This is a genomic window from Vibrio sp. R12-SW3-ISO1 (genome assembly GCF_059834005.1).
This window is the reverse complement of sequence record NZ_JCBDGK010000021.1, coordinates 1-24,633: the sequence shown is the minus strand read 5'-3', so window position 1 is coordinate 24,633 and position 24,633 is coordinate 1. Positions and strand designations below refer to the sequence as shown.

General features: G+C 47.8%; 22 protein-coding genes. 6 read left to right on the top strand and 16 right to left on the bottom strand.

Annotated elements, in window-relative coordinates; all coding sequences use genetic code 11:
- Positions 1–21: 21 nt before the first annotated feature.
- Entirely contained in the window at positions 22–771 is a 750-nt protein-coding gene (gene pstB / locus AC6R0R_RS07165) for a phosphate ABC transporter ATP-binding protein PstB (RefSeq protein WP_334552864.1), read from the top strand.
- Positions 772–1,280: 509 nt separating this feature from the next.
- Here the strand turns inward: pstB and AC6R0R_RS07160 are convergent.
- Both AC6R0R_RS07160 and AC6R0R_RS07155 read right to left on the bottom strand, forming a co-directional pair.
- Positions 1,281–2,378, bottom strand: a complete 1,098-nt coding sequence (locus tag AC6R0R_RS07160) for a curlin (RefSeq protein ID WP_500626207.1) — start codon at positions 2,376–2,378, stop codon at positions 1,281–1,283.
- Between the two features lie 51 nt (positions 2,379–2,429).
- Positions 2,430–3,044: a curlin subunit CsgB gene (locus AC6R0R_RS07155; RefSeq protein ID WP_500626206.1), complete on the bottom strand. Its 615-nt coding sequence runs from the start codon at positions 3,042–3,044 to the stop codon at positions 2,430–2,432.
- A gap of 409 nt (positions 3,045–3,453) precedes the next feature.
- On the opposite strand from AC6R0R_RS07155, the gene AC6R0R_RS07150 reads away from it, so the two are divergent.
- The 3 genes from AC6R0R_RS07150 to AC6R0R_RS07140 are packed head-to-tail and all read left to right on the top strand — an operon-like array spanning position 3,454 to position 5,197.
- Positions 3,454–3,918 (top strand): curli production assembly/transport protein CsgE, encoded by a 465-nt coding sequence (locus AC6R0R_RS07150; protein ID WP_500626205.1) that lies wholly within the window; start codon positions 3,454–3,456, stop codon positions 3,916–3,918.
- Positions 3,919–3,941: 23 nt separating this feature from the next.
- A complete protein-coding gene (locus tag AC6R0R_RS07145; protein ID WP_500626204.1) occupies positions 3,942–4,346 on the top strand; it encodes a curli assembly protein CsgF in 405 nt (134 codons plus the stop codon).
- Between the two features lie 14 nt (positions 4,347–4,360).
- A complete protein-coding gene (locus tag AC6R0R_RS07140; RefSeq protein ID WP_334552853.1) occupies positions 4,361–5,197 on the top strand; it encodes a CsgG/HfaB family protein in 837 nt (278 codons plus the stop codon).
- A gap of 132 nt (positions 5,198–5,329) precedes the next feature.
- On the opposite strand, the gene AC6R0R_RS07135 is transcribed toward AC6R0R_RS07140, so the two are convergent.
- From AC6R0R_RS07135 to AC6R0R_RS07120, 4 genes are all read right to left on the bottom strand, one after another.
- A complete protein-coding gene (locus AC6R0R_RS07135; protein ID WP_500626203.1) occupies positions 5,330–6,562 on the bottom strand; it encodes a quaternary amine ABC transporter ATP-binding protein in 1,233 nt (410 codons plus the stop codon).
- On the bottom strand, positions 6,555–7,454 hold the full coding sequence (locus AC6R0R_RS07130) for an ABC transporter permease (RefSeq protein WP_500626202.1): 900 nt from the start codon (positions 7,452–7,454) through the stop codon (positions 6,555–6,557). Before AC6R0R_RS07130 ends, AC6R0R_RS07135 begins: the two co-directional genes overlap by 8 nt.
- Positions 7,455–7,533: 79 nt before the next feature.
- Entirely contained in the window at positions 7,534–8,523 is a 990-nt protein-coding gene (locus tag AC6R0R_RS07125; RefSeq protein WP_500626201.1) for an ABC transporter substrate-binding protein, read from the bottom strand.
- A 202-nt stretch (positions 8,524–8,725) separates the two neighbouring features.
- Positions 8,726–10,471, bottom strand: coding sequence for an SgrR family transcriptional regulator (locus AC6R0R_RS07120; RefSeq protein ID WP_500626200.1), 1,746 nt, complete (start codon positions 10,469–10,471; stop codon positions 8,726–8,728).
- A 536-nt stretch (positions 10,472–11,007) separates the two neighbouring features.
- Between AC6R0R_RS07120 and AC6R0R_RS07115 the strand changes: the two genes are divergently transcribed.
- Positions 11,008–12,231 carry a tetratricopeptide repeat protein gene (locus AC6R0R_RS07115; protein WP_500626199.1) on the top strand — a complete coding sequence of 408 codons (1,224 nt, stop codon included), beginning with the start codon at positions 11,008–11,010 and terminating at the stop codon, positions 12,229–12,231.
- Positions 12,232–12,315: 84 nt separating this feature from the next.
- Here AC6R0R_RS07115 and sstT read toward each other — a convergent pair whose 3' ends face one another.
- The 6 genes from sstT to AC6R0R_RS07085 all read right to left on the bottom strand — a co-directional run bounded on the left by sstT (position 12,316) and on the right by AC6R0R_RS07085 (position 16,672).
- Entirely contained in the window at positions 12,316–13,536 is a 1,221-nt protein-coding gene (gene sstT / locus AC6R0R_RS07110; RefSeq protein ID WP_500626198.1) for a serine/threonine transporter SstT, read from the bottom strand.
- Positions 13,537–13,786: 250 nt separating this feature from the next.
- Positions 13,787–14,233 (bottom strand): copper chaperone PCu(A)C, encoded by a 447-nt coding sequence (locus tag AC6R0R_RS07105; protein ID WP_500626197.1) that lies wholly within the window; start codon positions 14,231–14,233, stop codon positions 13,787–13,789.
- A 26-nt stretch (positions 14,234–14,259) separates the two neighbouring features.
- Positions 14,260–14,871 (bottom strand): SCO family protein, encoded by a 612-nt coding sequence (locus AC6R0R_RS07100; protein WP_500626196.1) that lies wholly within the window; start codon positions 14,869–14,871, stop codon positions 14,260–14,262.
- Positions 14,868–15,329 carry a hypothetical protein gene (locus tag AC6R0R_RS07095; RefSeq protein WP_487902923.1) on the bottom strand — a complete coding sequence of 154 codons (462 nt, stop codon included), beginning with the start codon at positions 15,327–15,329 and terminating at the stop codon, positions 14,868–14,870. The genes AC6R0R_RS07100 and AC6R0R_RS07095 overlap by 4 nt, the downstream gene beginning before the upstream one ends.
- Before the next feature lie 107 nt (positions 15,330–15,436).
- Positions 15,437–15,970, bottom strand: coding sequence for a GNAT family N-acetyltransferase (locus AC6R0R_RS07090; protein ID WP_500626195.1), 534 nt, complete (start codon positions 15,968–15,970; stop codon positions 15,437–15,439).
- Between the two features lie 51 nt (positions 15,971–16,021).
- Entirely contained in the window at positions 16,022–16,672 is a 651-nt protein-coding gene (locus AC6R0R_RS07085; protein WP_500626194.1) for a DUF2057 family protein, read from the bottom strand.
- Between the two features lie 521 nt (positions 16,673–17,193).
- On the opposite strand from AC6R0R_RS07085, the gene AC6R0R_RS07080 reads away from it, so the two are divergent.
- The gene (locus AC6R0R_RS07080; protein WP_500626193.1) at positions 17,194–18,591 is read left to right on the top strand and encodes a tryptophanase; all 1,398 of its coding nucleotides are present in this window, start codon (positions 17,194–17,196) and stop codon (positions 18,589–18,591) included.
- 172 nt (positions 18,592–18,763) lie between these two features.
- On the opposite strand, the gene AC6R0R_RS07075 is transcribed toward AC6R0R_RS07080, so the two are convergent.
- The 4 genes from AC6R0R_RS07075 to AC6R0R_RS07060 all read right to left on the bottom strand — a co-directional run.
- Positions 18,764–20,881 (bottom strand): type I secretion system permease/ATPase, encoded by a 2,118-nt coding sequence (locus AC6R0R_RS07075; RefSeq protein WP_500626192.1) that lies wholly within the window; start codon positions 20,879–20,881, stop codon positions 18,764–18,766.
- A gap of 15 nt (positions 20,882–20,896) precedes the next feature.
- Positions 20,897–22,807, bottom strand: a complete 1,911-nt coding sequence (locus tag AC6R0R_RS07070) for a bifunctional diguanylate cyclase/phosphodiesterase (RefSeq protein ID WP_487902927.1) — start codon at positions 22,805–22,807, stop codon at positions 20,897–20,899.
- Positions 22,808–22,812: 5 nt separating this feature from the next.
- The gene (locus AC6R0R_RS07065; RefSeq protein ID WP_500626191.1) at positions 22,813–23,475 is read right to left on the bottom strand and encodes a transglutaminase-like cysteine peptidase; all 663 of its coding nucleotides are present in this window, start codon (positions 23,473–23,475) and stop codon (positions 22,813–22,815) included.
- Between the two features lie 42 nt (positions 23,476–23,517).
- Positions 23,518–24,633: HlyD family type I secretion periplasmic adaptor subunit (locus AC6R0R_RS07060; RefSeq protein ID WP_500626190.1), on the bottom strand; the 1,116-nt coding region annotated here is incomplete at its 5' end.

Here is a 24,633-nt window from a genome sequence, read left to right as displayed (position 1 = left end):
CAAATTTAAGAGATTAAGACCATGAACAAATTCAACATTGAAAATCTAGACCTGTTTTACGGTGAGAACCAAGCCCTTAAATCGATCAACCTTCCGATCCCAACCCGTCAGGTGACGGCGTTGATTGGGCCTTCAGGCTGTGGTAAATCGACGCTGTTGCGTTGCCTAAACCGCATGAATGACTTGATTGAAGGTGTGACCATCAAAGGCTCGCTTGAGATGGACGGCACCGACATCTACGGCAACATTGACGTGGCGGATTTGCGCATTCGTGTTGGGATGGTGTTCCAAAAACCTAACCCTTTCCCTATGAGCATTTATGAAAACGTGGCTTACGGTTTGCGCGCTCAGGGTATCAAAGATAAAAAGCACATCGATGAAGTGGTAGAGCGCTCACTGCGTGGCGCAGCTCTGTGGGATGAAGTCAAAGATCGTCTTAAATCGCACGCTTTCGGCTTGTCGGGTGGTCAGCAGCAGCGTCTATGTATCGCGCGTACGATTGCGATGGAACCGGATGTGATCTTGATGGATGAACCGACGTCCGCGCTTGACCCAATCGCGACTCACAAAATCGAAGAGTTGATGGAAGAGCTGAAAAAGAACTACACGATCGTGATTGTGACGCACTCCATGCAGCAAGCACGTCGCATCTCCGATCGCACGGCGTTTTTCTTAATGGGTGAGTTAGTTGAGCATGACGATACACAAGTTATCTTCAGCGACCCTAAAGACGATCGCACCAAAGGTTACGTGAACGGCGACTTTGGTTAATTCTTAGCGGCTAACTAACAGAATTTACTGGCAATATCACTATAATAATATGCGATGGTACTTTGCCCCTCTTTTAGAGGGGCTTTTTTGTGCCCGTCTTTTACTCATGACAGTCTTTTACTCATGGCATTAGTGAAGATTGAGATTTTTAAACTAACGTGATTGGTTTTCTGACAATGTGCAGTCTTGATGTAAGGACAAGTGAAGCGTTGCCCCTTGAGGGGCGCTCAGTAACAGTGTGACGGGAAGCGTATCGAGGGAAACCGTGACGCGCGAACCTGGGTTTAAAGAGCTTTGAATCGTGTTTGTACCTTGCAGTTTAATCCTGCTGCCAGAGGGGATTGTGGGCAGAGCAGTGATGGTGAGATAGATAGAGGTAGGATTGTGCTCACAGTGAAGTGTCACATACGGAGGGAGCGTGTGAAGGGCGGGAAAGGCCAGTGTTTGGAAGGAGAATAGGAAAGCGATACCCGGAGGTATCGCTTTAAAACCATAGTGGAACATGGTTTCTAGTTTTGTACGATAGTTACGGTATTGTAGTTGGAATCAAACCCAATTACTAATGCAGCATCAGCACTGTTTTGAGTAATACCAATAGTGTTAACATCAGAGTTATCTAGCCATACACCTGAATAAGAGGCTTTAGAAGTCTGATCGATTGTAATTGTATTCTCATCACTGCTACCGGTAAGCCAAACATCAGCAATGTTTTGCTCTTTTTGACCGATAGAAACTACGTTTTCATCACTCTTTCCAACAGCAACGATACGCGCTAAGTTTCCAGTGTCTTGTGTTACCGTAAAGATATTTTCGTCGCTATGTCCATCGATATAAACGATTGCCCCATTGCCAGCGGTTTGATCTAAAATGACTTCGTTTTCGTTACTATTCCAATTCACGTAAACAGCGGCCCCATTGGCGCTACCCTGTGTAGTTGTCACAGTATTTGAGTCAGAATCGTTCACCTCAATGTACGACAAGCTTGAATCACCATTCTGGTTAGTCGTAATTTCATTTTTGTCGCCGTTCATAACTGTAGCAGAAACGTAGTTTAGACCACCGTCGTCGACGGTATTACGAATAATGTTGCCGTCACCATTTTGAACGTTTACGTAAACCTGGTTATTATCCGCATCTCTACCTAAAAATTGGGTGTTTGTTTTGTTTCCATTACCTTGGATCATTACCGAGGCAGTATTTACGTCACCACCTTGATCAATACTAATCTTTGAACGGTTTTCATCTCCATCTTGTACAATCGTGAACGTGTTAGTATCCCCGGTTCCTACAAGACTTCTTGTTTTGATTAACGCTTTATTTTCTGAACCATCTTGCGTGATAGAAAACGTTGAAGTCTTGGCTTTCTCAGAGTCAACAAGCGCTTTATTGAGATCTCCGCCTTGCTGAAGAACGGTTACTGTATTTTCAGTCGTCTCTGTCATAAGTACCGCAGCATCATGACCCAAACTTCTATTTAAATGTGAAGTGTTTTGAGTTATTTCTATAGTGTCCGTGTTTGCACTTTGCAAATATGTCAAAGCGTCGTTACCTGCGTATGCTGCGCTTGAAGCGAGAATAGCTGAGATTGTAATCGCTAGTTTTTTCATGAATAGATCCTTTTTGTCCATTTATAGTAGTGTTATCCTTTACGTTGAGCGTCATTGTTCAACGTAAATACTGCGATGCATTGAGTTCTTTATGAAGATAAAGTCATCTCCATCCTGATTAATTCCATAACTGGCATTACTTTTATCAATCACAACGGCAATGTTGTTATCATTGACTTGTGAAATGCTGATATCACTGCCATAACTAGATAAGCATCGTTGTCCGCTGCATTGTTCTAGATAAGCCAGATTGAAATCCCCATCTTGTTTGATATAGCCAGTATGGTCTTGACCATTTTGTATAAGTACAGCTAGGTTACGACGTCCAGTTTGCTCAACCATTCCGGTATTATCTGAACCTTTCTGAGACAAAAAAACTGTACTCGACTTGGTATTGTTTTGTATTACCTTAGCCTTATTTTTACCGATCCCAACTCGATGTTGTTCAACAATAACTGTAGAGCCAACACTATTATTGAGAGTGACTTCTGCATAATTACCAGGAGTGTTTAACTCGTTAAGCTCATTTAAACTGTCTGAACCTTGAAACTCTCCGAAGACATTCGACATTTCGTCGAAATCATGTCGTGTACCACCATATGCATGAGCCATGGATAATAAAGATAAGACGACAAAACCTTTCTTGATATAGTTGAGATTTTGCACCTTAACCTCCGTTATTTAGGTGTTCAGCGAGTTGCTGTCTCCATAACTCACGATTAATTATGCTCGCACTACGACTAAATACAATGAACTTAAAATTGAAAATTAATCAGATCAATTTTCTTTTTAATGAGACGGTTTCTTGTGATGGGCAATCTAAAGTTTAATTAAACTTGTTTCATAACTAGTTATTTCGTTTATTTTATATTTAAATTATTGATATTTAATGAATTTTATTGATGGCCAATGGGCTGTTAGTTAGAGGGCTAGCGATTGTCTTCTACATAGATGGCTGGTTTAGTCTCAATATTGAGATGGACAAGATTGTTTGAATAGTATCCTTTTATCTTTTTTAAAGATCATATAAGTTTTAAACATGATCATACTTCTCATGCAAAAGTGGACAATTAGAATGAATCGAATAAACACCTTTACGTCTATGTGTATTGGTTTTTTTCTTTGCTTAGTTAATCACTTGGGCTTTGCAGAAGAGATAGAAGGTGTGAAGAATTCGAGTGGCAGTCAACATATAGAAAGCAACGAATTTTATGCTGAGGTTGAAGGGCTGATCGTGGATAGAACAATGACGCGGCTAGGTGATGATTTTTATTTTTTCTTCACTCAGTACATGAATGATCGCCATGGTTCATTACAAGAAAACTTAGTTGTCAAGGAGCGCCCGACTGCGTTGTCTGGCAGTATTATCAGCGTTCTTCATCGCGACAAAGTTATTTATCGTACGGCGTTGTCCCCAGGGAGAAAAACAGCACAGGACAAAGCCAAAGATGCACTTAGTGCAGTCACTAACTATTTATTGAGATGGAAAGCTCAGCGTGAGTATCAAGATACTTTTGATCTCGAACGTGATGAGTTCTGAAGGGAATAATGATGAAAATAAAGATGATGTTTCGGCAGTGTGTAACGTTAGCCTGCCTCTTTACTGGCAGTCTTTACGCAACGGAGCTGGTGTATACGCCAGTGAATCCTAGCTTTGGTGGCAACCCGCTCAACAGCTCACATTTATTTGGTGTGGCGAATGCGATCAATGGTTATGAAGGTCCAGACAACGGGCTAGATTTTGAAGAGGAATCGGCGCTCGATCGACTAGCGAATAGCTTAGAATCACGCTTGATTAGCCAACTGTTATCAGACGTAGGGAATGGGAATACTGGTCAGTTAGAGACGGACGACTTTTATCTCAATATTGTCGACAACGGTGGCACATTGACGGTGCAAATTGTAGATAAAATCTCCGGTGAATCCACCGAGATAAAAGTTGCGGGCTTAAACCCGGATAATAATTAGAACGGAGACTGCCCATGCGCCTGATTACTCTCACTTTACTCTGTGGCTTATTATCCGGTTGTGCCATTTCTATGGATATGCCTGATACTGACGAAGCACCGACTTTGATGCCACGCGGAGCAACTTACCAAGACTTGGTCAACCTACCTGAACCTCGAGGTAAGATTTTGGTCTCTGTCTACGACTTCCGTGATCAAACCGGTCAATATAAACCTCAACCTAACAGTAACTTCTCGACGGCTGTCCCCCAAGGTGGTACGGCGCTGTTGACTGCGTCTTTGCTTGACTCTAAATGGTTTGTGCCGCTTGAGCGGGAAGGGCTACAAAACTTGTTGACCGAGCGAAAGATCATTCGAGCGGCACAAAATAAGGGCTCAGGTGCAGAAAACCACGGTGATGATTTGAGTGCACTGAGCTCTGCGAATGTCGTGATTGAGGGTGGTATTGTCGCCTATGACTCAAACATTAAAACCGGCGGCGCGGGAGCGCGTTATCTTGGCATCGGCTCATCGGGGACATACCGAACAGACCAAGTCACAGTCAACTTGCGTGCGGTGAATGTTCGTACGGGGCAGATTCTGCTTAGTGTCACCACGAGCAAGACGATATTTTCCCATGAACTGACGGCAGGGGCGTTTCGCTTTATTGACTACCAAGATTTACTTGAAGTCGAAGCGGGGTACACGAACAACGAGCCAGTGAACGTCGCTGTGATGTCTGCGATAGATGCGGCGGTCATTCACGTCATTGTTCGAGGTATCAGTCAAGGGCTTTGGCAACCAGCTAACCCAGAAGACAGAAATAACGCATTGCTACAAAAATACGCCAAACAGACTCATCAGATTTTATAAAAGCAAACCTAAGGCCAAAAGCCTGTCTATTCAGAAAAGTCACGCCTATACAGATCGTATAGGCGTTTTTCTGTCTGCTTGTATCACTTAAGTGCTCAATCGTGATTGAGGGAGAGTGGTGTTTAATATCACCTAGGAGGGAGTATTGGCGGGTTTATCCTTGTCATCCTGTGCCGCGTCCTCGCCCGTGTCGGCAAATATCTCCGCTACTGCGCTGCGCTCTAACTCGCCTTGGAGATTTCCTTCGTCATCAACGACGGGTAGAGAGTAGTCGTACGACATGGTATCGACCAGCACCTCTTCGATGGCAGAATCGGCAGAGACCGTCGGCACTTCCTCATAGATTTCCCGATTGATTGCGTCTTCGCCATGTTCTTTGGCGGCATCCATCAGACCCTCTTTGGTCAACACGCCCTGATACCCCTCTTCAGTGACATGATAGGCGTAATCCTGTTTGAAGCCTTTCATCTGTTTGATAGCGTCTTGAATTGTGGTGGCGGTAATGCGATACGCGGGTGGGTTCATCACGGTTTCCACCGTGAGCGCGCGAGCACGGTTGACGTCTTTGACAAACGCCTCAACGTAATCATCAGCAGGGTTCAAGAGGATATCGTCCGGTGTGCCTTGCTGAACCAACTCACCATCTTTGAGGATGGCAATTCTGTCGCCCAATCTCAGAGCTTCATCCAGATCGTGAGTAATAAACACGATGGTTTTGTGCAGTTTTTCTTGCAGCTCGATAAGCTGATCTTGCATTTCACTGCGGATCAGAGGGTCGAGCGCCGAGAACGCTTCATCCATGAGCAGGATTTCGGCATCGGTACACAGGGCACGGGCTAAACCGACACGTTGCTGCTGTCCCCCAGAAAGCTGAGAAGGGTACTGGTTTTGATAGCCTGATAGCCCAACGGTATCGAGCCACTCATTGGCTTTTTTTAAGCGCTCTGGTTTTGCGATGCCTTGAATTTCTAACCCGTACGCGACATTGTCGACAACCGTACGATGAGGCAGCAGGCCAAAGCGCTGAAATACCATCGACATTTTGTGGCGGCGGAACTCTTCAAGCTCACTTTGACTGAGCTTCATCACATCGGTCCCTTCGACCAAAATCTGGCCTTCGGTAGGGTCGATGAGTCGATTAAAGTGTCTAATCAAGGTGGATTTTCCAGAGCCTGACAGTCCCATGATGACAAAAATCTCCCCTTTATTAATTTGGAGATTGATCTCTTTGAGCCCGACAGTGTGGCCAGTTTCAGCGAGTACATCGTCTTTGCTTTGACCCTGCTTAACACGCTCCATGACAGAGTGTGGCTTGGCACCGAAGACCTTGTACAAGCCACTGATCTCGATAAGTGGTTTAGTCATGTTTCAGATCTCCTAGATGAGCTTGGGTGCGCTTTGCATACGCTTGTGAGGCTCGGTCAAACAAAATAGCCAGTACGACGATGGCAAAACCATTGAGTAGGCCTAAGGTAAAGTATTGGTTGGTGATGGATTTAAGCACGGGTTGCCCAAGGCCTTTTACGCCGATCATAGAGGCAATCACCACCATTGATAGCGCCATCATGATGGTTTGGTTGATGCCAGCCATGATGGTGGGCATCGCCAGTGGGAGTTGCACGCCAAACAGCCGTTGTTTGGCGCTGGCGCCGAAGGCCGTCGCGGCTTCGAGCACCTCTTTGTCGACCAAGCGGATACCGAGGTTGGTTAGGCGAATAACCGGAGGGATCGCATAAATCACCACGGCAATGAGCCCCGGTATTTTACCGATGCCGAGTAGCATCACGACCGGAATAAGATACACAAACGCGGGCATGGTTTGCATGATGTCCAACATCGGCGTGACGATCGATTGGACTCGATTTGAACGCGCCATCGCAATACCAATAGGGATACCAAGCACAATAGATAGCATGGTGCAGACAGTGATGATACTCAGCGTTCGCATAGTATCTTCCCACATACCAAAATAGCCAATGAAAATCAGTGAGATAAAACACCCGACACCCAATTTCCAAGAGCGGCTGGCCAGATAAACAAGCGCGGTACAGACCGCAAGAACAATAACCCAAGGCGTGGAGAGGAGCAGTTTTTCAAACCAAATTAAAAATGAGAGCAGTGGGTCAAAGAAAGACTCGATCACTTCACCGTATTCGCGAGAAAACTCGCGGTAGGCACCATCGAGTGTTTTGCGAATCGCTCGCAAATCTGAGCGTTCCATTTCTGGAAAGCTGCTAAACCAACTATCACTAGACATCGTGTTTATTCCTTTTATTCTCCTTCACGCGTCGCGCGTGAAGGAGTACAACTTATAACAGAGTTAAGGGAGGAGGGGGTTAGAGCGCTTTGGTCACTTTGTCCGCAACGTCTGCAGGTACCCAAGCTTGCCAGATCTGTGGGTAGGACTCTAAGAAGTGGAACATGGCTTCCTCACTGTCTGCTTGGTTGTCTTCCATCCAAGCGAGCAACTGGTTCATGTCAGCGTTAGTAAAGCCACGCTTTGTGAAGTAGTCATACGCTTCTGGTGAGCGAGTAGCGAACTCTTCTGTCGTGATGGTGTGGACGGGTGAAGGCGGGTACATCGTCGCTTTAGGCTCCGCACATTCCGGTTGCGAAGTACAATTGACGAACTCATCTAAGTCAACACCACTACCAAAATCGACTTTGACCATGTTGTATTTACCCAAAACGGCCGTCGGGGCCCAGTAGTAACCGAACCAACCTTGTTCACGCTCATAGGCTTTGGCGATAGAGCCAGATAGACCGGCACTTGAGCCTGGATCAATGATGGCAAATCCCGCTTCTTCTAATTTCAGTGCGCGGAATAGGTTCCCAGCGCTGATTTGACAGTTCCAGCCCGCAGGACAGCTGTAAAAAGCGCCTAATTCGTCATCTTCAGGGTGCTCAAACAGCTTCGCGTGTTTTTTCACCCCTTCGATTGTTGCAAGTTCTGGATGCTGTTCCACCAAGTACGCAGGTACCCAAAAACCTTCTTCACCGCCATCAACGAGGGATTTACCTGCGTAGCGCAGACGTTTTTCCTCAACCCCTTTGTCTAGCGCATCTTTTAGCGAGTTACTCCACAATTCTGGGGCCACATCAGGTTGACCTTTTTCAATCATTGAGGTGCCAGTAGGCATGGTGTCCCCTGGGATAAGTTCGGCATCGCAGCCGTAGCCATGTTCTAAAATAAATTTGTCGATGTTGGCCATCAAACTGGCTGAGTTCCAGTTCATATCAGCGATGGTAACAGAGCCACATTCACTTGCTTGTGCGTGAAATGTGGTGGCAGAAAGCGCAATTAGAGTCGCGGATTTGAGTTTCATTATAATTCCCTTCTAAATGAATCCATCAATAGAATAGTGAATTAATGGTTAGAGTTCAAATAAAAGTGGCACGCAGTGTGCTTGTCGCTAGTGATTTTTCGCTCGTTAACGTGAGAGAAATCGCATTTGTATGCATGTTGCCCATTAATTTTGCATAAACGTAGTGTGATGAATGTCTTGTTTTGGTTTGAGTTCAAATGAATTAGTCCGTGGACCAAACGTTTTTAATGTCTGGCCAGCCCCAGTTGGTGAGCTCGACGTCTTTGAGTACACCCTCAAATCTGAGTGTTTGCCGATGATGGAACAGTGGCGACAGCCAAAACTGATTGATGAGCGCAGAGGCGATGGGCTCTAGCGCCTCTAGGTAGTGCGCCAGTGGTGTTGTTCTGCGTAGATCATCTAGCGTGCTCAGCAGCCAGCGTTTGGAGTCTTCGCCAATGCAAGCTTGGACAATTGGGTTATGGTAGAGGCTGTTGAACGCTGAGGCGTGGCGATTGTCATCGAGGTTGATATTGGTGACGATTAGAGACGCTTGTAACTGACCACTTTCAGCGAGTGCAGTCAGCTCACGATAAGAATAGGAGTGAACCGTGACTTCAACGTCAAGGGTTTCGAGTAACGACTGAATCGCGAGTGCGCAGCTTTGCAGCGCGGTGTAGTCGTAAACGGCAATGCTGATGTGATTGGGCAGCGGTACACGAGGCATCGTGGGTCGAATCACTTTATGCCACATCGGCAGTAAGTTTTGCGCGACCTCACAACCGAACGCACGTCCGCTCTCTTGTAACTGCTTGAGCACTCGCAGAGGGGTGATAAAGGTCGAAAGAAAACGGCGTTGAGCATCGTTGAGCGTATTGCACGCCGTTTGATTAAATAGGACAAACATACAGCCATCTTCAACCCGAGAGCGCTTGATGTCGGTGTGCGGTTCATGACTCACCGCATGTGAGAGATAGTGGTGACAGGGATCTTGCGCACCCGGTTGGTTTGTCTCGATTTGTTTTTTGTGGGCAGTGGGCTCTTCAATTTGCCAGATGGTCACTTGGTCGGTAAGCGCGCGGCAGGTATAGAAGCGCTCGAACGCTTGCAGGTTCAGTTTGGCACTGGAATGTTCGCTTACTTCGAAGGGGCCCGACCCGATAACTTGTGATTGTTTGGTGTCGTGGACTTGGCTCGGCGGTTGAATGGAATACTTCACGCCAGAGAGCAAGCCACCAAATCCTTGGTCGGGAAGGGAGAGTTCGAACATCACTTTATTGTGCCCGGGCGAATGCACGGATTTTAAATGGGATAATTCACTGCGGTAATAGCCAAGCTCACGCAATTGCTCAAACAGCGCCACAACACTGTTTGCGTCGATTGGCGCACCGTTGTGAAACGTTAGCCCAGGACGTAAATAAAACGTCCATGTCAACGCGTCTTCATCATAGTGCCAATGATGAGCCAGTTGAGGAGTGAGCATACCGTCATTGGTACAACCAACCAGGCAACAGTAGATCTGGCGAATCAGATAGCGCTCACTTGAGCGTTGCAGCTGATGGGGTACTAACCGCTCAAAAGCACGTTTGTAAGTTAACTGTATATGCAGCCTTCCTTCACGTAGCGTCGCACCGGAGGTGTGTTGTAGGAGGCGGCCAAACTCTATTTGGTCGTCATCGAGGATCTGGAGCGCTTTCTCGTATTGGCCTTGACTGATACGGGAAGCGGCAAGTTGCGATTTCAAATCAGATAAGGCGTAGTGAAGTGTCAACGAGGAGCGTTGATTACGCCCCGCTTTTGGTGCCCAACTCAACCAGTTCAGTGTTTGCATCTGACCAAGCAAATTGCGAGCGTGCCGGGGTGTCGTACACAAATGTTCTGCCACCGTTGGTAGCGCAATCTTAATCGTTGCGCTTATTCCTAGCGGCGCAAGGCGAGAATAATAACGCAGTAAATTGATGTCAGACACTAGGCCTCCGATAATGAGAACAGAAAGTAAATGTGATTTCCGTGTTTTGGCGAAATTCACGCTTCTTGGCCGGTATGAAGCCGATATGTCGATTATATGGGAAAGACCCAGAAAAATTTAGACTCTTTTTTCTTTCCTTATTAAGTCGCACACTGATGCTGTACTAAGGAGGCATGAATGAACCCAATGACTCACCCCATCACCAGATATTATTGTCAGCGTTTAATGATCACTCGCTCTTCGCTCGAGCGCGCCGCGATTATGGCGCTTCTTTATCTCGTAGAGGGTTAACTCGAGCCCTCGATACTCGGCGCTGTTGATTAATGCTCCTACCCCCACAGAAGATTCTTCAGCGCCACCTTTTTCAATACCAGATTTGCTGTGTATTGTGAGAGAATTTTATGTTTTTACCCAAGGGGTCTCGCTATCGTCGCCAATAATCGTCGCTGCGTTAGGAATGAATGGTATGATGGAAGCCTTAAGAAAGTGGGCTTATCGCCGATATAAGCCGCAACAGAACTGAAACTAAGACCATCATGAATATAGTGGGTATCGCGATTGGCGCGACCGGATTATTGTTACTGTGCCTGTTTCTTTGGATGCTGGCACTCTCGCTGCGTAAAAAGCGTTTAGAGAATGAGCGTAAAGAGCGCGATATGGCGCTACGAAAAGCCATCGAGAAGAATCGTAAGCAGGAAAAAGAGGAGCGCTTGTATAAAGCGGAGTCTGGCCACGTGCCGACGATTTTGTACTTAGCGAAAGAAGCGGAGCGCCATAACATTCAAGAAGCCTTGTACTGGTATACCAAAGCGGCCAAACAGGACAATGTGACCGGGATGTATGGTGTGGTGCGTATCAGCAATCGCATGAAACAAGATGTGATCTTGAAGGAGCAAGCCAAGTATTGGCAAACGTGCATTGCCGCCCATGAGGGGAGTCTTCCTCATCGCTTTGAGATGGGGGTGGCGCTGTTCCACGGACGTGGTGTCGAGAAAGACATTGTGAAAGCGCTAGAGACGATAGAAAGCGCTGCCAAGCAAAACTTTGTTGATGCGATTAACTTTCTTGGCGACTGGTATATTGCACCGAATAACCCACAGACTAATCCAACAAAATCGACGGACTATTTTCGTCGCGCTGCGGCGCTGAAAAGCAACGAAGGTCGAATGAAGTTAGGTCTGAATTATATCTACGGACGTGGTGTTCCTGTCAGCCATGAAAAAGGGTGCTACTGGGTCGAAAGAGCGGCGGAAAAGGGCTACCTTGAAGCGATGTACCGTGCCGGTGAAGCTTGGATGGATTACCGCCCCAATGGCAACGCTATCGCTTATATTTGGCTGTTTTTAGCGGCGCAACTCGGCTACGAGCAAGCTAGATTACTGCGCGATCAAGTGGCGTTAAATATTGGTGTGGACACTGTGGTCGGCTTACAAGCCTTATCGAAACCCATGTTGAAGAAGATTCGAGAAAAGAAAGTCAGCAAGCATTCGATTATTCGCGCGCTGAACAAGCTCTATAAACGCAAAATTCCGTTGTTAGAGCAGGAGCTATCGGTCTTGAGTAAAGATGATCTATTGAGCAAAGAAGCGCTGCAAAGTGAAGGCGATTCTACGTTACCAGAGTCGCAAGCAGAGACGCGCCAGCCAGATCCTTCTCGGCAAGGTGAAACGCAAGGTCAAGGTGAGGAGAGTGCACCGAGCGATTCTCTAGACTTTAGCCAGTCACATTTTGGACCGACATCTAAATCATCCGGTCATTGAACCGATCCGACGAATGATTGAATGTGCAACAATAAAAAAGGCTCCCAGTTGGACTGGGAGCCTTTGTCGTTTATGCATGTGTGATTATGCGTTCTCTTGATTGTGTTTCGATTTGCAAACGGCTGCAGTAAACACAACGTCGGTTGAACTGTTTAGCGCGGTTTCTGCGGAATCTTGCACAACACCAATGATAAAGCCGACCGCGACGACTTGCATCGCCACTTCGTTTGGAATACCAAAGAGGCCACACGCTAAAGGAATCAGCAGCAATGAACCACCGGCCACGCCCGACGCGCCGCAGGCAGAAATGGATGCCACAATGCTTAGAAGCAAGGCTGTCATTAGATCAACTTCAATGCCCAGGGTATGAACCGCCGCCAACGTGAGGGTTGTGATGGTAATAGCTGCACCCGCCATGTTGATGGTGGCCCCGAGTGGGATGGACACGGAGTAGGTGTCTTCATCTAAATCCAGCTTTTCACACAACGCCATGTTGACCGGGATATTGGCTGCACTTGAACGGGTAAAGAAGGCGGTAACGCCACTTTCACGCAGACATTGGAATACCAGCGGGTATGGGTTTTGACCAGTCTTTACTAAAACAATCAGTGGGTTTACCACCAATGCGATGATTGCCATCGAACCAAGTAATACCGCCAGAAGGTGTGCATAACCAGCCAGCGCTTCAAAACCTGTGGTTGCCAGTGTTGAAGAAACGAGACCAAAAATACCAAAAGGAGCAAGACGGATAATGAAACGAACGATTTGCGATACGCCATGGCTAAGATCTTCAAACACGGCTTTCGTCGTACCTGAAGCATGATGCAGAGCCAAACCAAGACCGACAGCCCAAGCTAGGATACCGATGTAGTTTGCACTCATTAGCGCATTGACTGGGTTGTCGACCAACTTAAACAGCAGCGTATTTAATACTTCACCAATGCCTTGCGGTGGTGTAGCGCCTTCTGCACCCGATACTAGTGTCAAGGTGGTAGGGAACAAAAAGCTCAGTACGACGGCCGTTAGGGCGGCGGTTAATGTACCAAATAGGTACAAAACCACGATAGGACGCATGTAAGTGTGTTGGTTTTTCTTTTGGTTTGCGATAGACGCAGCCACCAAAATGAAAACCAAGATAGGTGCGACGGCTTTTAGTGCGCCGACAAATAGGCTTCCAAGTAACCCGACACTTTGAGCAGACTCCGGAGACACGGTAGCCAGTCCAACACCAAGGATGATACCGGCTAGGATCTGTAGCACCAGATTTCCGCGCGCAAAGCGGGCAAAAATAGAGTTGTGTTGCATATGTATCCCTGCAATGAATAATTATCTGAGGTTATAGTTATTCCAGCTATTCCTAGCTGGAGCCGATATACTAGCGTGTTGAAATAATGTGTCTAGAATTAATTGAAACATAGATGAAACAATTGGATTTTTATCAAAGTTGTAAATTATATGTTACCCAAATGGTGTTGTTTACAATAAAAGAATGGTAAGAAAAAGGGAGCATACGCTCCCTTAGTGTTGTCTTAATTGGCCGCATTCGGCATAGACGTTAGTGGTGGTGTTTCATCCCGCTCATCACCTTTTTCACAGGAGCGGTAAAGGTTTGTGACTCGCCATTTAGGTATTCAATGGTTACTTCAATCTCTTCATCCTCGACCAAAGGTGCCGTTAAATCAAACAGCATAATATGTAGGCTACCCGGTTTCAGTTCCACTTGCTCGTGGGCGGGTACGGTGATGCGCTCAATCTGGCGCATTTTCATCACATCGCCCTCTTTGATCACATCATGTAGCTCCACTTTGCCTGCCGCACTAGTGGAGGCCGAGGTGATGATTCGCTCCTCATCACCTTTGTTCATTAGGGTGACAAACACGGCGCTGGTTACCGCTGCGGGCGGCGTGGCACGAGCGTAGGCATGGTGCGTCATGACATCGGTATTCGCCATGGCTGAAGCGCTCATCAGCAGCGAAGACAGTAGAAGTGTAGGCAGTTTCATCAGGCAATCCTTTCTTTCTCAATCAATTATTTTTTATCAGCCTGCTGGGGCTGTATGGTCACAGTGTTCAACGCCTCAACAATAGGCGCGGGCGTAAGAGTGTGTGGGACTTTGGTCAACAGTGTCCCATTCGGCGCTAAAAAGTAGAAGTAGGAGCTGTGATCGAGTGTGTAACCTAGCTCAGAGTTTTCCAGTTCGGTTTTTCTAAATATTACGCCATAGCGATGGGCGAGCGGGGTGGTGATCTCAAGAGGCGCCGAGAGCCCTTCTATTGACGGATGAAAATACTGCGCGTAGCGATGTGCATCGGCAGCGGCATCTCGCTCGGGATCTAAAGAGATAAACATGGGTCTAAATTGGTGTTGAACCTCTTCACCCACTTGGTTTAGAGCGCCAGCCAGCATAGCCAGTGAAGTGGGGCAGACATCGGGGCAGCGAGTGAACCCAAAGTAAACCACACGGATACGTGGGTCGGACGAGTCAAAAATATCAACGGGTTGGCCTTGCTCACCATACAATATGGACGCGTCACGGCTATCATTGGTTGGGGTGACCTGCGATTGGTGATCGAGATAGCTTTTAAGGCCAAATCCCAGCGCAAAGGCGACGACTAAAATCAGGGACCAATTTCGACTCATCTTTCCATCCTTACTGAGAGTTTATGGTGGGTATGACCGTCAGAGACGGTGCCATACCAAGTCATGGCGTCTGTCGTACAGACGGGGAGTAGCAGTTCGCCTTGATATTGCCCATCTCCTGTCCGCGCAAGCAAAAACTTTGGCGAACCCATCTCCATTTCAACGCCTTGGAGTGACAGAACCAGCGATTGAGCATCGTTGTTTGGCCAGGCGACAGTGACGGTGGTCGGTAGCAGAGGCTGACTGGTGTCTTTATCCGCGTGAATCGACACCGTGCCTAATTGACACGAAGAGGTGGTGAGAGCGCAGTACTCACTTAAGTCGATGGAAGTGTGTTGGTGGCGGGCTGTGCTCAACCAATGATAAATGTCACTGGCAAAGTAACCGCCCATGAGCGCTACGAGGATCAGTAGCCACTGCCAACGGCCTTTCCCGTGTATCGAAAAGCTTGATGTCATCGAACCGCCTCTCACATAAAAATTGTCACATCGACAAACAAGAGTGGCGGGATGTTACCACAGCTCAACGTGAACGCTGTATGGCTGGCAAGGATTTGTGCGCAAAATCAAGGCTTTTTAAGCAAACCGTAGATAGCGTGGCTTAATAAGCGGCCATCAATATTTTCCTGATGGCTTAAGATTCCCTCAAGGGTCATACCGCAACGTGTGGCGACGGCGCGGCTCGCGTGATTGTCGACCGCAGCGCTCAGTTGGACTTTTTCCATCTGGTATTGGTCAAAGGCGATGTGCGTCAGTGCTTGAACCACTCGCGTGGCAATCCCCTTACCTTGATGGTGTTGGCTTATCCAGTAGCCCACTTCAACGCATTTCGTGTCATGGTTGATGCTATTGAAACTGCAGTTACCAATAATATCGCCATTGTAGAGGATGGTGCAGGTCATGGATTTGCCATCGGCGTAATCATGTAAGGAGCGTTGAATGAACAGGCGAAAATCTTGCTCTGTTTGGCAATGGGCAGGCCAAGCTAGCCATTGTGTTAGGTAGGGCAGTTGCTCTGTGACCAACTGAGCATAGTGGGCCGCGAACGACTCATGAACCAGTGCCAATGAGACTTCGTCATCAACCTCATAACGAAACATGCTTGCACTCCTTTGCAAAGAAATAACGCGCTCGTTTGAGCGCGTGGGTGATTATTGGTTGTTGATGTGCGCTTTGAAACGAGCTTGAGTTTCTGCGTCGGCTTTGTTGTACCAAAAATGGAGCATTTCTTCGGCCGTGTTGCTGTCAACTTGTTCGGTATTGGCTGGCGTGGCTTTGCTCGCTGGCGTGGCAACTGCAGCCGCAGCAGCGACGGTAGAGAGTGCTGCGACACCACCTTGGCGGTTGTATTCGGCCAGTTCGATTTGGTGGTTACGCCCAAGTTGAAAGCCATCTTTGACTAATTTATCTTGTTTGGTCTCCAGCGTGTTGCCACTCTCATCTACAAGTGACCACTCGACATGACTGATTTGCTTGCGCGCCTGGTTTTCATTGCGGTATTTAGGCAGAGCAAATTCCAGTTTAATGTTTGAAGCGTTGAAGGTGCCAACGAGCGGATCGCTTTCTAAAATGACGCGATCATTACCTTGGTCAAAATAGGGTTGGTACTGGAACAAAATTTGGTTCTCACCATCTGGTAGGGTCAGGGTTTTCGACGCAGAGAAAAACCCGCCTTCTAGTTTAGGGCTAGCGTCATTGACCACTAATACATTAATGGTATCAGGAATGGAAAGGGTGACATCGGCAAAGGCTGCGCTACTGATCAATGCGGTCGCAGCGAAAAGGCAAAATTGATTTTTCATGGTATTCCCTAATTACAGAGTAGCCTATGAAACAGGCACTTAACTCATGCATCATCGCGCGTATCGGGCGTCGATTTCAATAACCTTATGTGAGAAGTTTGAAAATTTAACACAATCTTCATTGGCGTAAAGGCCGCCCACCGATGAGACCGGATTCTGTATGGTTTATTGTGCGGCGGACTTCACGGTAATCTCAAAAAGGTTTTCGCTATAGTGTAGGAATGTTCAATTCAACAGGAGGATAACGCTATGACAAGCAGCATGCTGGTCGACTTTTTCGTGCGACAATCAGCATTAGACAGCAAACTCGTGTTGTCGTCGTGGTACAACTTGGACTATTGCCTTTCCCTGCTCAGCAAAGAATCCTCATCACTTTGATCCCCTTTGTCAGCGCCATGCGCTGCGAGACACACAACCGTTAAATACATTTTAAGATCGTCACTGCGTGATGCCGCATGTGCATGCTGCTCTGGCACGCTTGCGCATCACGAGTGCCTGGCGATCAATCAAAGGATCAAAAGATGAAACGCATTCCAGAACCGTTCCGCATTAAGATGGTGGAACCGATTAAAATGACCACCTACCAAGACCGAGTTGAAGCGCTCAATGAGGCCGGACTTAACCCGTTTTTGCTTAGAAGTGACGATGTATACATCGACTTGCTTACCGACTCAGGCACCGGAGCGATGAGTGATAACCAATGGGCAGGCTTGATGCTGGGGGATGAGTCTTATGCGGGCAGCCGCAACTACTACAACCTTTGCGCGGCAGTTGAGCACTTTTTTGGTTATAAACTTACGGTTCCCGCACACCAAGGTAGAGGTGCAGAGCAGATCCTCTTCCCCGCGTTGATTGAAAGAATGAAAGTGGTTCGCGGTGGTACTGAGCCTGTCTTTATCTCCAACTACCATTTTGATACGACCGCAGGTCATATCGAGCTAAACGGTGGCAAAGCCATTAACGTTGTCGATGATCGCGCGTTTGATACCACCACGCCGTATGACTGGAAGGGCAACTTTGACCTCGATAAACTGCAAACCACCATAGAGGCTCATGGTGCCAACAATATCTGTGCGATCATCACGACGGTAACGTGTAACAGCTCCGGTGGGCAACCTGTTTCCATGGCTAACATGCGCGCAGTTTACGAGATTGCTTCGAAAAATGACATTCCAGTGGTAATCGATTCCGCGCGTTACTGTGAAAACGCCTACTTTATTAAGCAACGTGAAGTCGGCTATCAAGATAAGTCGATACTTGAGATCATCCGTGAGATGTACCAGTACGGGGACATGTTGACCATGTCGGCGAAAAAAGACCCAATGGTGAACATTGGTGGTTTATGCTGCATTCGAGATCATGAAGAGTTATTCCAAGCAGTGCGCACCCGATGTGTGCCGATGGAAGGGTTTGTCACCTATGGTGGTATGGCGGGCCGTGACATGGAAGCACTCGCGCGTGGTCTCTATGAAGGGGCAGACGAAGATTTCCTTCACTACCGCATCTCTCAGGTTGAGTATCTAGGTGAACGTTTGCAAGAAGGCGGTATTCCAATCCAAACGCCAACGGGCGGCCATGCGGTGTTTGTCGATGCGGCGAAAATCTTGCCTCACATTCCTGCGGATGAGTTTCCTGCCCAAGTGCTCTGTAATGCGCTCTATTTAGAAGCGGGTATTCGCGCGGTTGAGATTGGCTCTTTGTTGCTTGGTCGAGATCCTCAAACGGGGGAACAAAAAGCCTCTGATTTGGAGTTGATGCGTTTAACCATTCCGCGCCGCGTCTACACCAATGATCACATGGATTATATTGCCGATGCGATCATTGCCCTGAAAGAGCGCGCACATGAACTCAAAGGATTGACGTTCGATTACGAGCCACCAGTGCTGCGTCACTTTACGGCGCGTTTTCGCTCTAAGTAGTGGAGTCTATTTGGTTAAATAGCCTTTCGCATATAGAGCTGGTCACTTAGATAACTATTTGCCTAGGTAAGTATTCACCTAGGTAACTGTTCACCTAGGTCACTATTCACATAAACAACAACGCGCCAAACGGTTTAACACCGAGTGGCGCGTTGCTTCATCAGAGCGTGGGTTAGTGATTGACCGCGCGCACTTTACCTTGTTTCAAGCTGTTGAGTACCTCAGCTTTAGGGCCGTCAGCGATAACACTGCCTTTTTCCATCACGATGACTCTATCGACGACATCAAGCATTGAGGTTTTATGCGTGATAAGGATCAGCGTCTCGCTCGATTTCAATTGAGAGAGCTGCTGCTTGATATGCATCTCAGAGCGATTATCCATTGCGCTGGTGGGTTCATCCATCAGCAAAACGGGTGGGCGGCCAAGTAAGGCTCGCGCGATGGCGACGGATTGTCTTTGACCGCCGGACAGCAGCATTCCTCCTTCACCCACTTGCCTTTCTAGCCCGGCAGGATCTTGTTGAGTAAACACGGTCACGCCAGCTCGGTTAGCCGCATCCATCACATCGCGATCATCGGCTAGCGGTTTGCCAAGCGTAATGTTATCGCGAATCGAGCCGTAGAATAGCTGACTGTCTTGCGGTACACAGCCAATGTTGCGTCTTACGTCGATGTGGTGCATTTGGTCTATGTCCGTATCGTCGATACGTACGTGTCCTTCAGTGGGTTTGTACAAGCCCATGATCAAGCGCTCAAGTGTGGTCTTGCCTGAGCCAATTCGACCTATGATCGCCACTTTTTCACCTGGGTTAATAACTAAACTGAGATCTCGAATCGACGCGATGGGTGAGTCAGGGTAGTGAAAGGTGACTTTATCAAGCTCAATCTTACCGTGTACGATTGGGCGGTGAATGTAGCGTTTACCCTCTTCTTGTTCGTCAGGCATCGACATGACTTGCTCAATGATGGTCATTGAGGATTTGGCTTGGTTGTATCGAGTCGAGAGCAGTGACAGCTGCACCATAGGGCCAATTGCTCGACCGCTCAACATGGTGGCAGCAATCAGACCACCCATGGTCAATTCACCTTCAGAGATCAAATAAACGCCAAGAATGATCATCCCAACGTTCGACGCTTGCTGAACAAATCCCGCTGTGTTTTGAATGCCATCGGTAATTCGGCGACTTTTGATGTTCCAGTTGGCCATGTGGGCAACGGCTTCTTCCCATCGGAACTGAAATTGGCTTTGGGCGCCAAACAATTTCACGGTTTCCAGCCCAGCCAAACTCTCAATCAAGTTCGCGTATTTTTGCGATGCGAGCCTTGAACCCTCTTCAATGGTATGACGCAAAGGCCCTTGAATCAGCAGTGAGTAGATGACCAGGATCACCACCCCGACAATCGGTACCAGCACCAAATTGCCAGCCATTAGCCAAATCAGAAGCAAAAACAGCAGCGCAAAGGGCAAGTCAATCAACGAGCCTATGGTTGCCGAGGTGAAGAACTCACGAATCGATTCAAACTCTTGTAAGTGGCGAGCAAACGCACCCACGGAAGGGGGGCGAGACTCCATTCGGATCCCCATCACTTTGCTAAAGAGTTTGGAGGAGATGAGAATGTCCGACTTTTTACCCGCTACATCAATGAAGTAACTTCTAAGTAGTTTGAGCACCAAATCAAACAAGAAGATGACAAAGATACCGCTCGCCAACACCCACAAGGTTTCAAACGCCAAGTTGGGGACCACTTTGTCGTACACCAAGCGGGTAAACATTGGCGCGGCTACGGCGAACAGGTTAATGAGAATAGACGCAATTAACACATCTCGATAAATACGTTTCGATTGCCAAATGGTACTCCAGAACCAGTGGCCCTTTTTGGTATTGAGCACTTCGGGTGAGCGCTCATCGTAACGGAATTGCTTTTTGACCAAGAAGTAGCGGCCAATATAGAGCGCTTCGAGTTCATCCATGCTGATAGAAATCGGCACAAGGCCAGATTCACCCGTAACAATTTCCGCTTCGCTGCCTTCGTCATTGATGCTGTTGAGAACGCAAGCGTCACCGCTTTTGAGCAGCAGTACAACGGGCAATACCAATTGGGAGATGTCGCTCAGCTTTGAGCGGTTTTCTTTCGCGACTAGACCAGCCCGTTCAGCCGAGCGCGGAAATAGGAAAGGTGTGAGCTTCCCGTCAGCAAGAGGCAGCCCATTAATGAGTGCCTCTGGAGAGTTCGCTAAACCATAGTAGCGACTGACGTAGATAAGCGAATTTAATAGCGGATCCTGCATGCTAACCCTTTGTCGTTATTTATCTACGATGAAGCCCTGGAAGACTTCAATAAAGTGTTCAGATAGGAAATCAAGCTGCGTTTGTGTTTCCACGCGCGAGGCGATGGTCTTGATACCCAAATTATGCGCAGTGCGCGAGATAGACGTCAATGTGAACTTCTGCTTTTCATCGTCAAGGTGATGAGTGTAGAGATAATCCAGTTTCACGTACGCAGGACGGAACTCGTTGATGTAGTCGAGCGATTGGAAATTCCGGCCGTAATTATCGACACCAAAGTCGGCGCCAGCCGTACGAATGGCATTACAAAATAGCGCAGTGTGGTGTGGTGCGTTGATAAAGCAGTTTTCTGGGATCTCAAAGTGGAGCAGAGGGGCGACTTTGCTGTGCTTGGCTAAATATTGAGATATCCAGCGAATGAAGCTTGGCTGGGAAATACTGCTTTGCGACATATTGATGGCAACGGGTTCTTTGAATTCGCCGCGGCTTAGCTTGTCCACCACCGATTGAATGACGTACTCATCAAAGATGTGGCTTGCGCCCAATTGTTCAAGCGCAAACAGGTATTGGTTGGCGGTATAACGCTCATCGCCTTTCTCAATCGCAGAGAACACCTCGCGGTGGTATGTCTGTCCCCAGGAGTCGTTCGCGGCCTGGAACCTAAAGGAGAACCAATCGTTGCTGATCGCTTCTTCAACCAAGTTTTTCCATTGCTGTTTGCCCATGAGATTTTCAGTGTTTTCACCGGTCACATAGCCATAATTGGAATCTGGGTTTGCTTTGGCCGCTGCCAACGCGTTATCGAGCATGGTGAGGATTTCAGACGTCCCGCGAGACGTTTTGCTGTACACCACACCCAGTGACACATTAGCGGTCGCCATGCCGGTAGGATCGGCACTGACATCTTGCACAAAGGTAATGATGCTGTCCGCCATCAGTTTGAGTTCACTGTCATCGATGTTCGGAAGGATGAAACCGAACTCTTCAGACGAGATGCGCGCTAAGGTCGCTTCCGGCGAGGAGATAGAGACTTTTAGGTGATCGGCCAACTCTCTAACCATGCCATCACCCGCTTCATAGCCTTTTTCCTCATAGAGTTCACGGATAAAGCTCGCCTCTAAAATAGCGACGCCACCCATTCCGCCTTCGGTCAACCATGCGTTTAATTGGCTCATGTAGTAAGCGCGGTTGCCTAATTGAGACACGGGATCGATGTAGGCACGTTGTCTCAATTGCTGTGCTTCTTGAGCTTGCGCTTTAAACGATTTCTCTACTTGAGCAGACATGCTGTTGATGCCATCGACCACGTAGATGAGATCTTTGGTCGCAGGGCGGGGAAGAGGTTCGCCGAATTGATTCTTCGCCACTTGCTCCATTTTGGTGACGATGAGCTGGAGCGGCTTTAATGCGCGGCGCAAGATGAAAGAGATCGCAAACAAGCCAATGAGGAAGATAAAGCAGAACGCATAAACCAAACGTTCGAAGGCAAGCCATAGCTGGGTGTAGGCATCCCCAGGGTGGCTGACAATTTCGACTTCCGCTAGTTGCATCCAGCCACTGGTTACCACACGTCTATCGTGAATGGTGTCGAACAGCTTAAGGTCGGTAAACCAGGTTGGGACATTGTTTGGTTTGATTGGGTAGGCGCGTAATATCTCATCGCCAGTATCGAGGAAAATCAGACGAACGATAGAGTAGCTACTGCCATCAAACAGCGCATTGATAACGGATTCCACCGCGACTTGGTCCTTATTCTCCAAATAAGGAGCCAAAGCCAAGCCGACCGTGTTGATGGTGTTATTCACTTCTGAGCGCTGTTGCTGCTCTAAGTTGTTTCGCGTGGTGTTGAATTCAATGATAAAGACCGAGATCATTAACATCAAAAAGACCGCAATCATTCCCGCGACAAGTTGTTTATATAACGTCATATTGCCTACTCATCATAATTGACTATTGGTTTATTGAGTTTGAGCGATTTTTCTCGCGCACGGAGATCGTTCCATAAGCTAAGTCGGGACGATTTTCCTGCTAACTGTCCGTTTTTCGATTTCATTAACCAGAGGTTTTTACCATTGAAACTGTAGATCGGTAGTAGATCGCGGCGGGTGGAAGCGCGGCGAATCTGCGGGTTAATGTTGTCGAGAAGTAAAGGTTCCGCATTGGGTGATGAATAGTAGGCGAGAACCATGTGAAACTGATTCAGTTCGATGGCTTTAACATACACCAGCCTCAATTTTCTGTCTGAGACGCCAAGTTCAAGCAGTGAAAAATATTTGGCAATGGTGAAATCTTCGCAATCCCCGGCGTTCGCGCCTAAAAATTCGAGCGGCGTCGCCCAATAGTCAGCTTTGCCCCACAGTCTGTCATCGTTAACGAAGTGAAGCTGATTAAAAAAGTTGTTCACTTTCTCAAGCTGCTCTGTCTCCGGTAGCGATTGATATTGTGAGATTTCATTGCGCCAGGTTGCTACGCGCTTCGCCGCTCTTGGGCCATAGACTTTATGCACAGCCGACACCCAACGTTGCTCTGATGTATTCAGAGCAAACGATGTGGCGGAGCTGATGAGCAAAAGCACTAGGGCCCAACAATACTTCATTGATTACAGGCCGCTTTTGTGTGCGTTACAGTTGTACATTCACTATTCCTTTAGTGCGTTACTTTTCGCGCTCATGATCGGCTTGAGCAGATACTCCAGCACGGTGCGCTTACCGGTAATGATATCGACCGACGCTGTCATCCCAGGGATGATCGGCAGTGACTCATCTTTGTTTAATGACGTTTCGCTGGTCCGTACACGCACCAAATAGAAGCTATTGCCTTCTTCGTCGGTGGTGGTATCCGCGCTGATGTGCTCAAGAGAGCCTTCTAATCCGCCGTACTTGGTAAAATCATAAGCTGAAAACTTCACAATCGCGTTAAGGTCTGGCCTGAGGAAAGCGATGTCTTGTGGCGCAATCTTGGCCTCGACCAACAAGGTATCTTCACTCGGTACGATTTCAACGATGTCCATACCGGGTTGGATGACGCCACCGACGGTGTTGATATTGAGCGTTTTGACGGTACCAGTAACGGGAGACGTGACAATGGTGCGATTGACTCGGTCTTCGAGGCCAACGGTCGACTCGGTCAAAGAGGAAAGTCTGTCTTGCGCATCATTGAGTTTTTCTTGTTGCTCGGAGCGAAATTTCTGCGCCGCGTCTATGCGTGCCAACATCGACTCGCGAATCGAAGCGCGTAAGACGGGCACTTTCAATTCGCTTGAGGTCAACTCTCTACGCGTATCGTTCACTTGGCGTTGCAGTTTGAGCAGCTCAATGCGAGGTACGACGCCTTCTTCTGCAAGTGGCTCGGTGATTTCGAGTTCTTTGCGTGCAAAGTCATAGCTGTCTCGCAGGTTTCTTACACGCGCTTGAATTTCTACTAAGTCTTGTTGCTTCTGCTTAACCTGCTGATCGATGACAGAGATTTGGTTACGCAGATTATTGAGATCCTGACGGTATTCAGCCCGCTGACGAGCGACGAGTTGAGGTTGACGCTCTTCCAGAATAGGAGGGAAGGCGAGCTTACTGAAGTCGAGTTGAACGTTACTTTGCCAGTTGCTGTCGTCGAACTCTTCATTCACTTCAACACTGGTAATGGATGCAGAGAGTTGCAGGACACTGGCAGTCAGGTTTGCGACTTGCTGCTCTCGCTCACGAAAGTCAGAGCGAAAACGAGGTGCTGAGATCACATGAGGCTCGGACTGTATTAACCT

Bases quoted from the DNA above. Each gene is read 5' to 3' on its own strand.
- pstB (WP_334552864.1), top strand. From the start codon at position 22: ATGAACAAATTCAACATTGAAAATCTAGACCTGTTTTACGGTGAGAAC.
- AC6R0R_RS07160 (WP_500626207.1), bottom strand. From the start codon at position 2,378: ATGAAAAAACTAGCGATTACAATCTCAGCTATTCTCGCTTCAAGCGCA.
- AC6R0R_RS07150 (WP_500626205.1), top strand. From the start codon at position 3,454: ATGAATCGAATAAACACCTTTACGTCTATGTGTATTGGTTTTTTTCTT.
- AC6R0R_RS07145 (WP_500626204.1), top strand. From the start codon at position 3,942: ATGATGTTTCGGCAGTGTGTAACGTTAGCCTGCCTCTTTACTGGCAGT.
- AC6R0R_RS07140 (WP_334552853.1), top strand. From the start codon at position 4,361: ATGCGCCTGATTACTCTCACTTTACTCTGTGGCTTATTATCCGGTTGT.
- AC6R0R_RS07135 (WP_500626203.1), bottom strand. From the start codon at position 6,562: ATGACTAAACCACTTATCGAGATCAGTGGCTTGTACAAGGTCTTCGGT.
- AC6R0R_RS07130 (WP_500626202.1), bottom strand. From the start codon at position 7,454: ATGTCTAGTGATAGTTGGTTTAGCAGCTTTCCAGAAATGGAACGCTCA.
- AC6R0R_RS07125 (WP_500626201.1), bottom strand. From the start codon at position 8,523: ATGAAACTCAAATCCGCGACTCTAATTGCGCTTTCTGCCACCACATTT.
- AC6R0R_RS07115 (WP_500626199.1), top strand. From the start codon at position 11,008: ATGAATATAGTGGGTATCGCGATTGGCGCGACCGGATTATTGTTACTG.
- sstT (WP_500626198.1), bottom strand. From the start codon at position 13,536: ATGCAACACAACTCTATTTTTGCCCGCTTTGCGCGCGGAAATCTGGTG.
- AC6R0R_RS07105 (WP_500626197.1), bottom strand. From the start codon at position 14,233: ATGAAACTGCCTACACTTCTACTGTCTTCGCTGCTGATGAGCGCTTCA.
- AC6R0R_RS07100 (WP_500626196.1), bottom strand. From the start codon at position 14,871: ATGAGTCGAAATTGGTCCCTGATTTTAGTCGTCGCCTTTGCGCTGGGA.
- AC6R0R_RS07095 (WP_487902923.1), bottom strand. From the start codon at position 15,329: ATGACATCAAGCTTTTCGATACACGGGAAAGGCCGTTGGCAGTGGCTA.
- AC6R0R_RS07090 (WP_500626195.1), bottom strand. From the start codon at position 15,970: ATGTTTCGTTATGAGGTTGATGACGAAGTCTCATTGGCACTGGTTCAT.
- AC6R0R_RS07085 (WP_500626194.1), bottom strand. From the start codon at position 16,672: ATGAAAAATCAATTTTGCCTTTTCGCTGCGACCGCATTGATCAGTAGC.
- AC6R0R_RS07080 (WP_500626193.1), top strand. From the start codon at position 17,194: ATGAAACGCATTCCAGAACCGTTCCGCATTAAGATGGTGGAACCGATT.
- AC6R0R_RS07075 (WP_500626192.1), bottom strand. From the start codon at position 20,881: ATGCAGGATCCGCTATTAAATTCGCTTATCTACGTCAGTCGCTACTAT.
- AC6R0R_RS07070 (WP_487902927.1), bottom strand. From the start codon at position 22,807: ATGACGTTATATAAACAACTTGTCGCGGGAATGATTGCGGTCTTTTTG.
- AC6R0R_RS07065 (WP_500626191.1), bottom strand. From the start codon at position 23,475: ATGAAGTATTGTTGGGCCCTAGTGCTTTTGCTCATCAGCTCCGCCACA.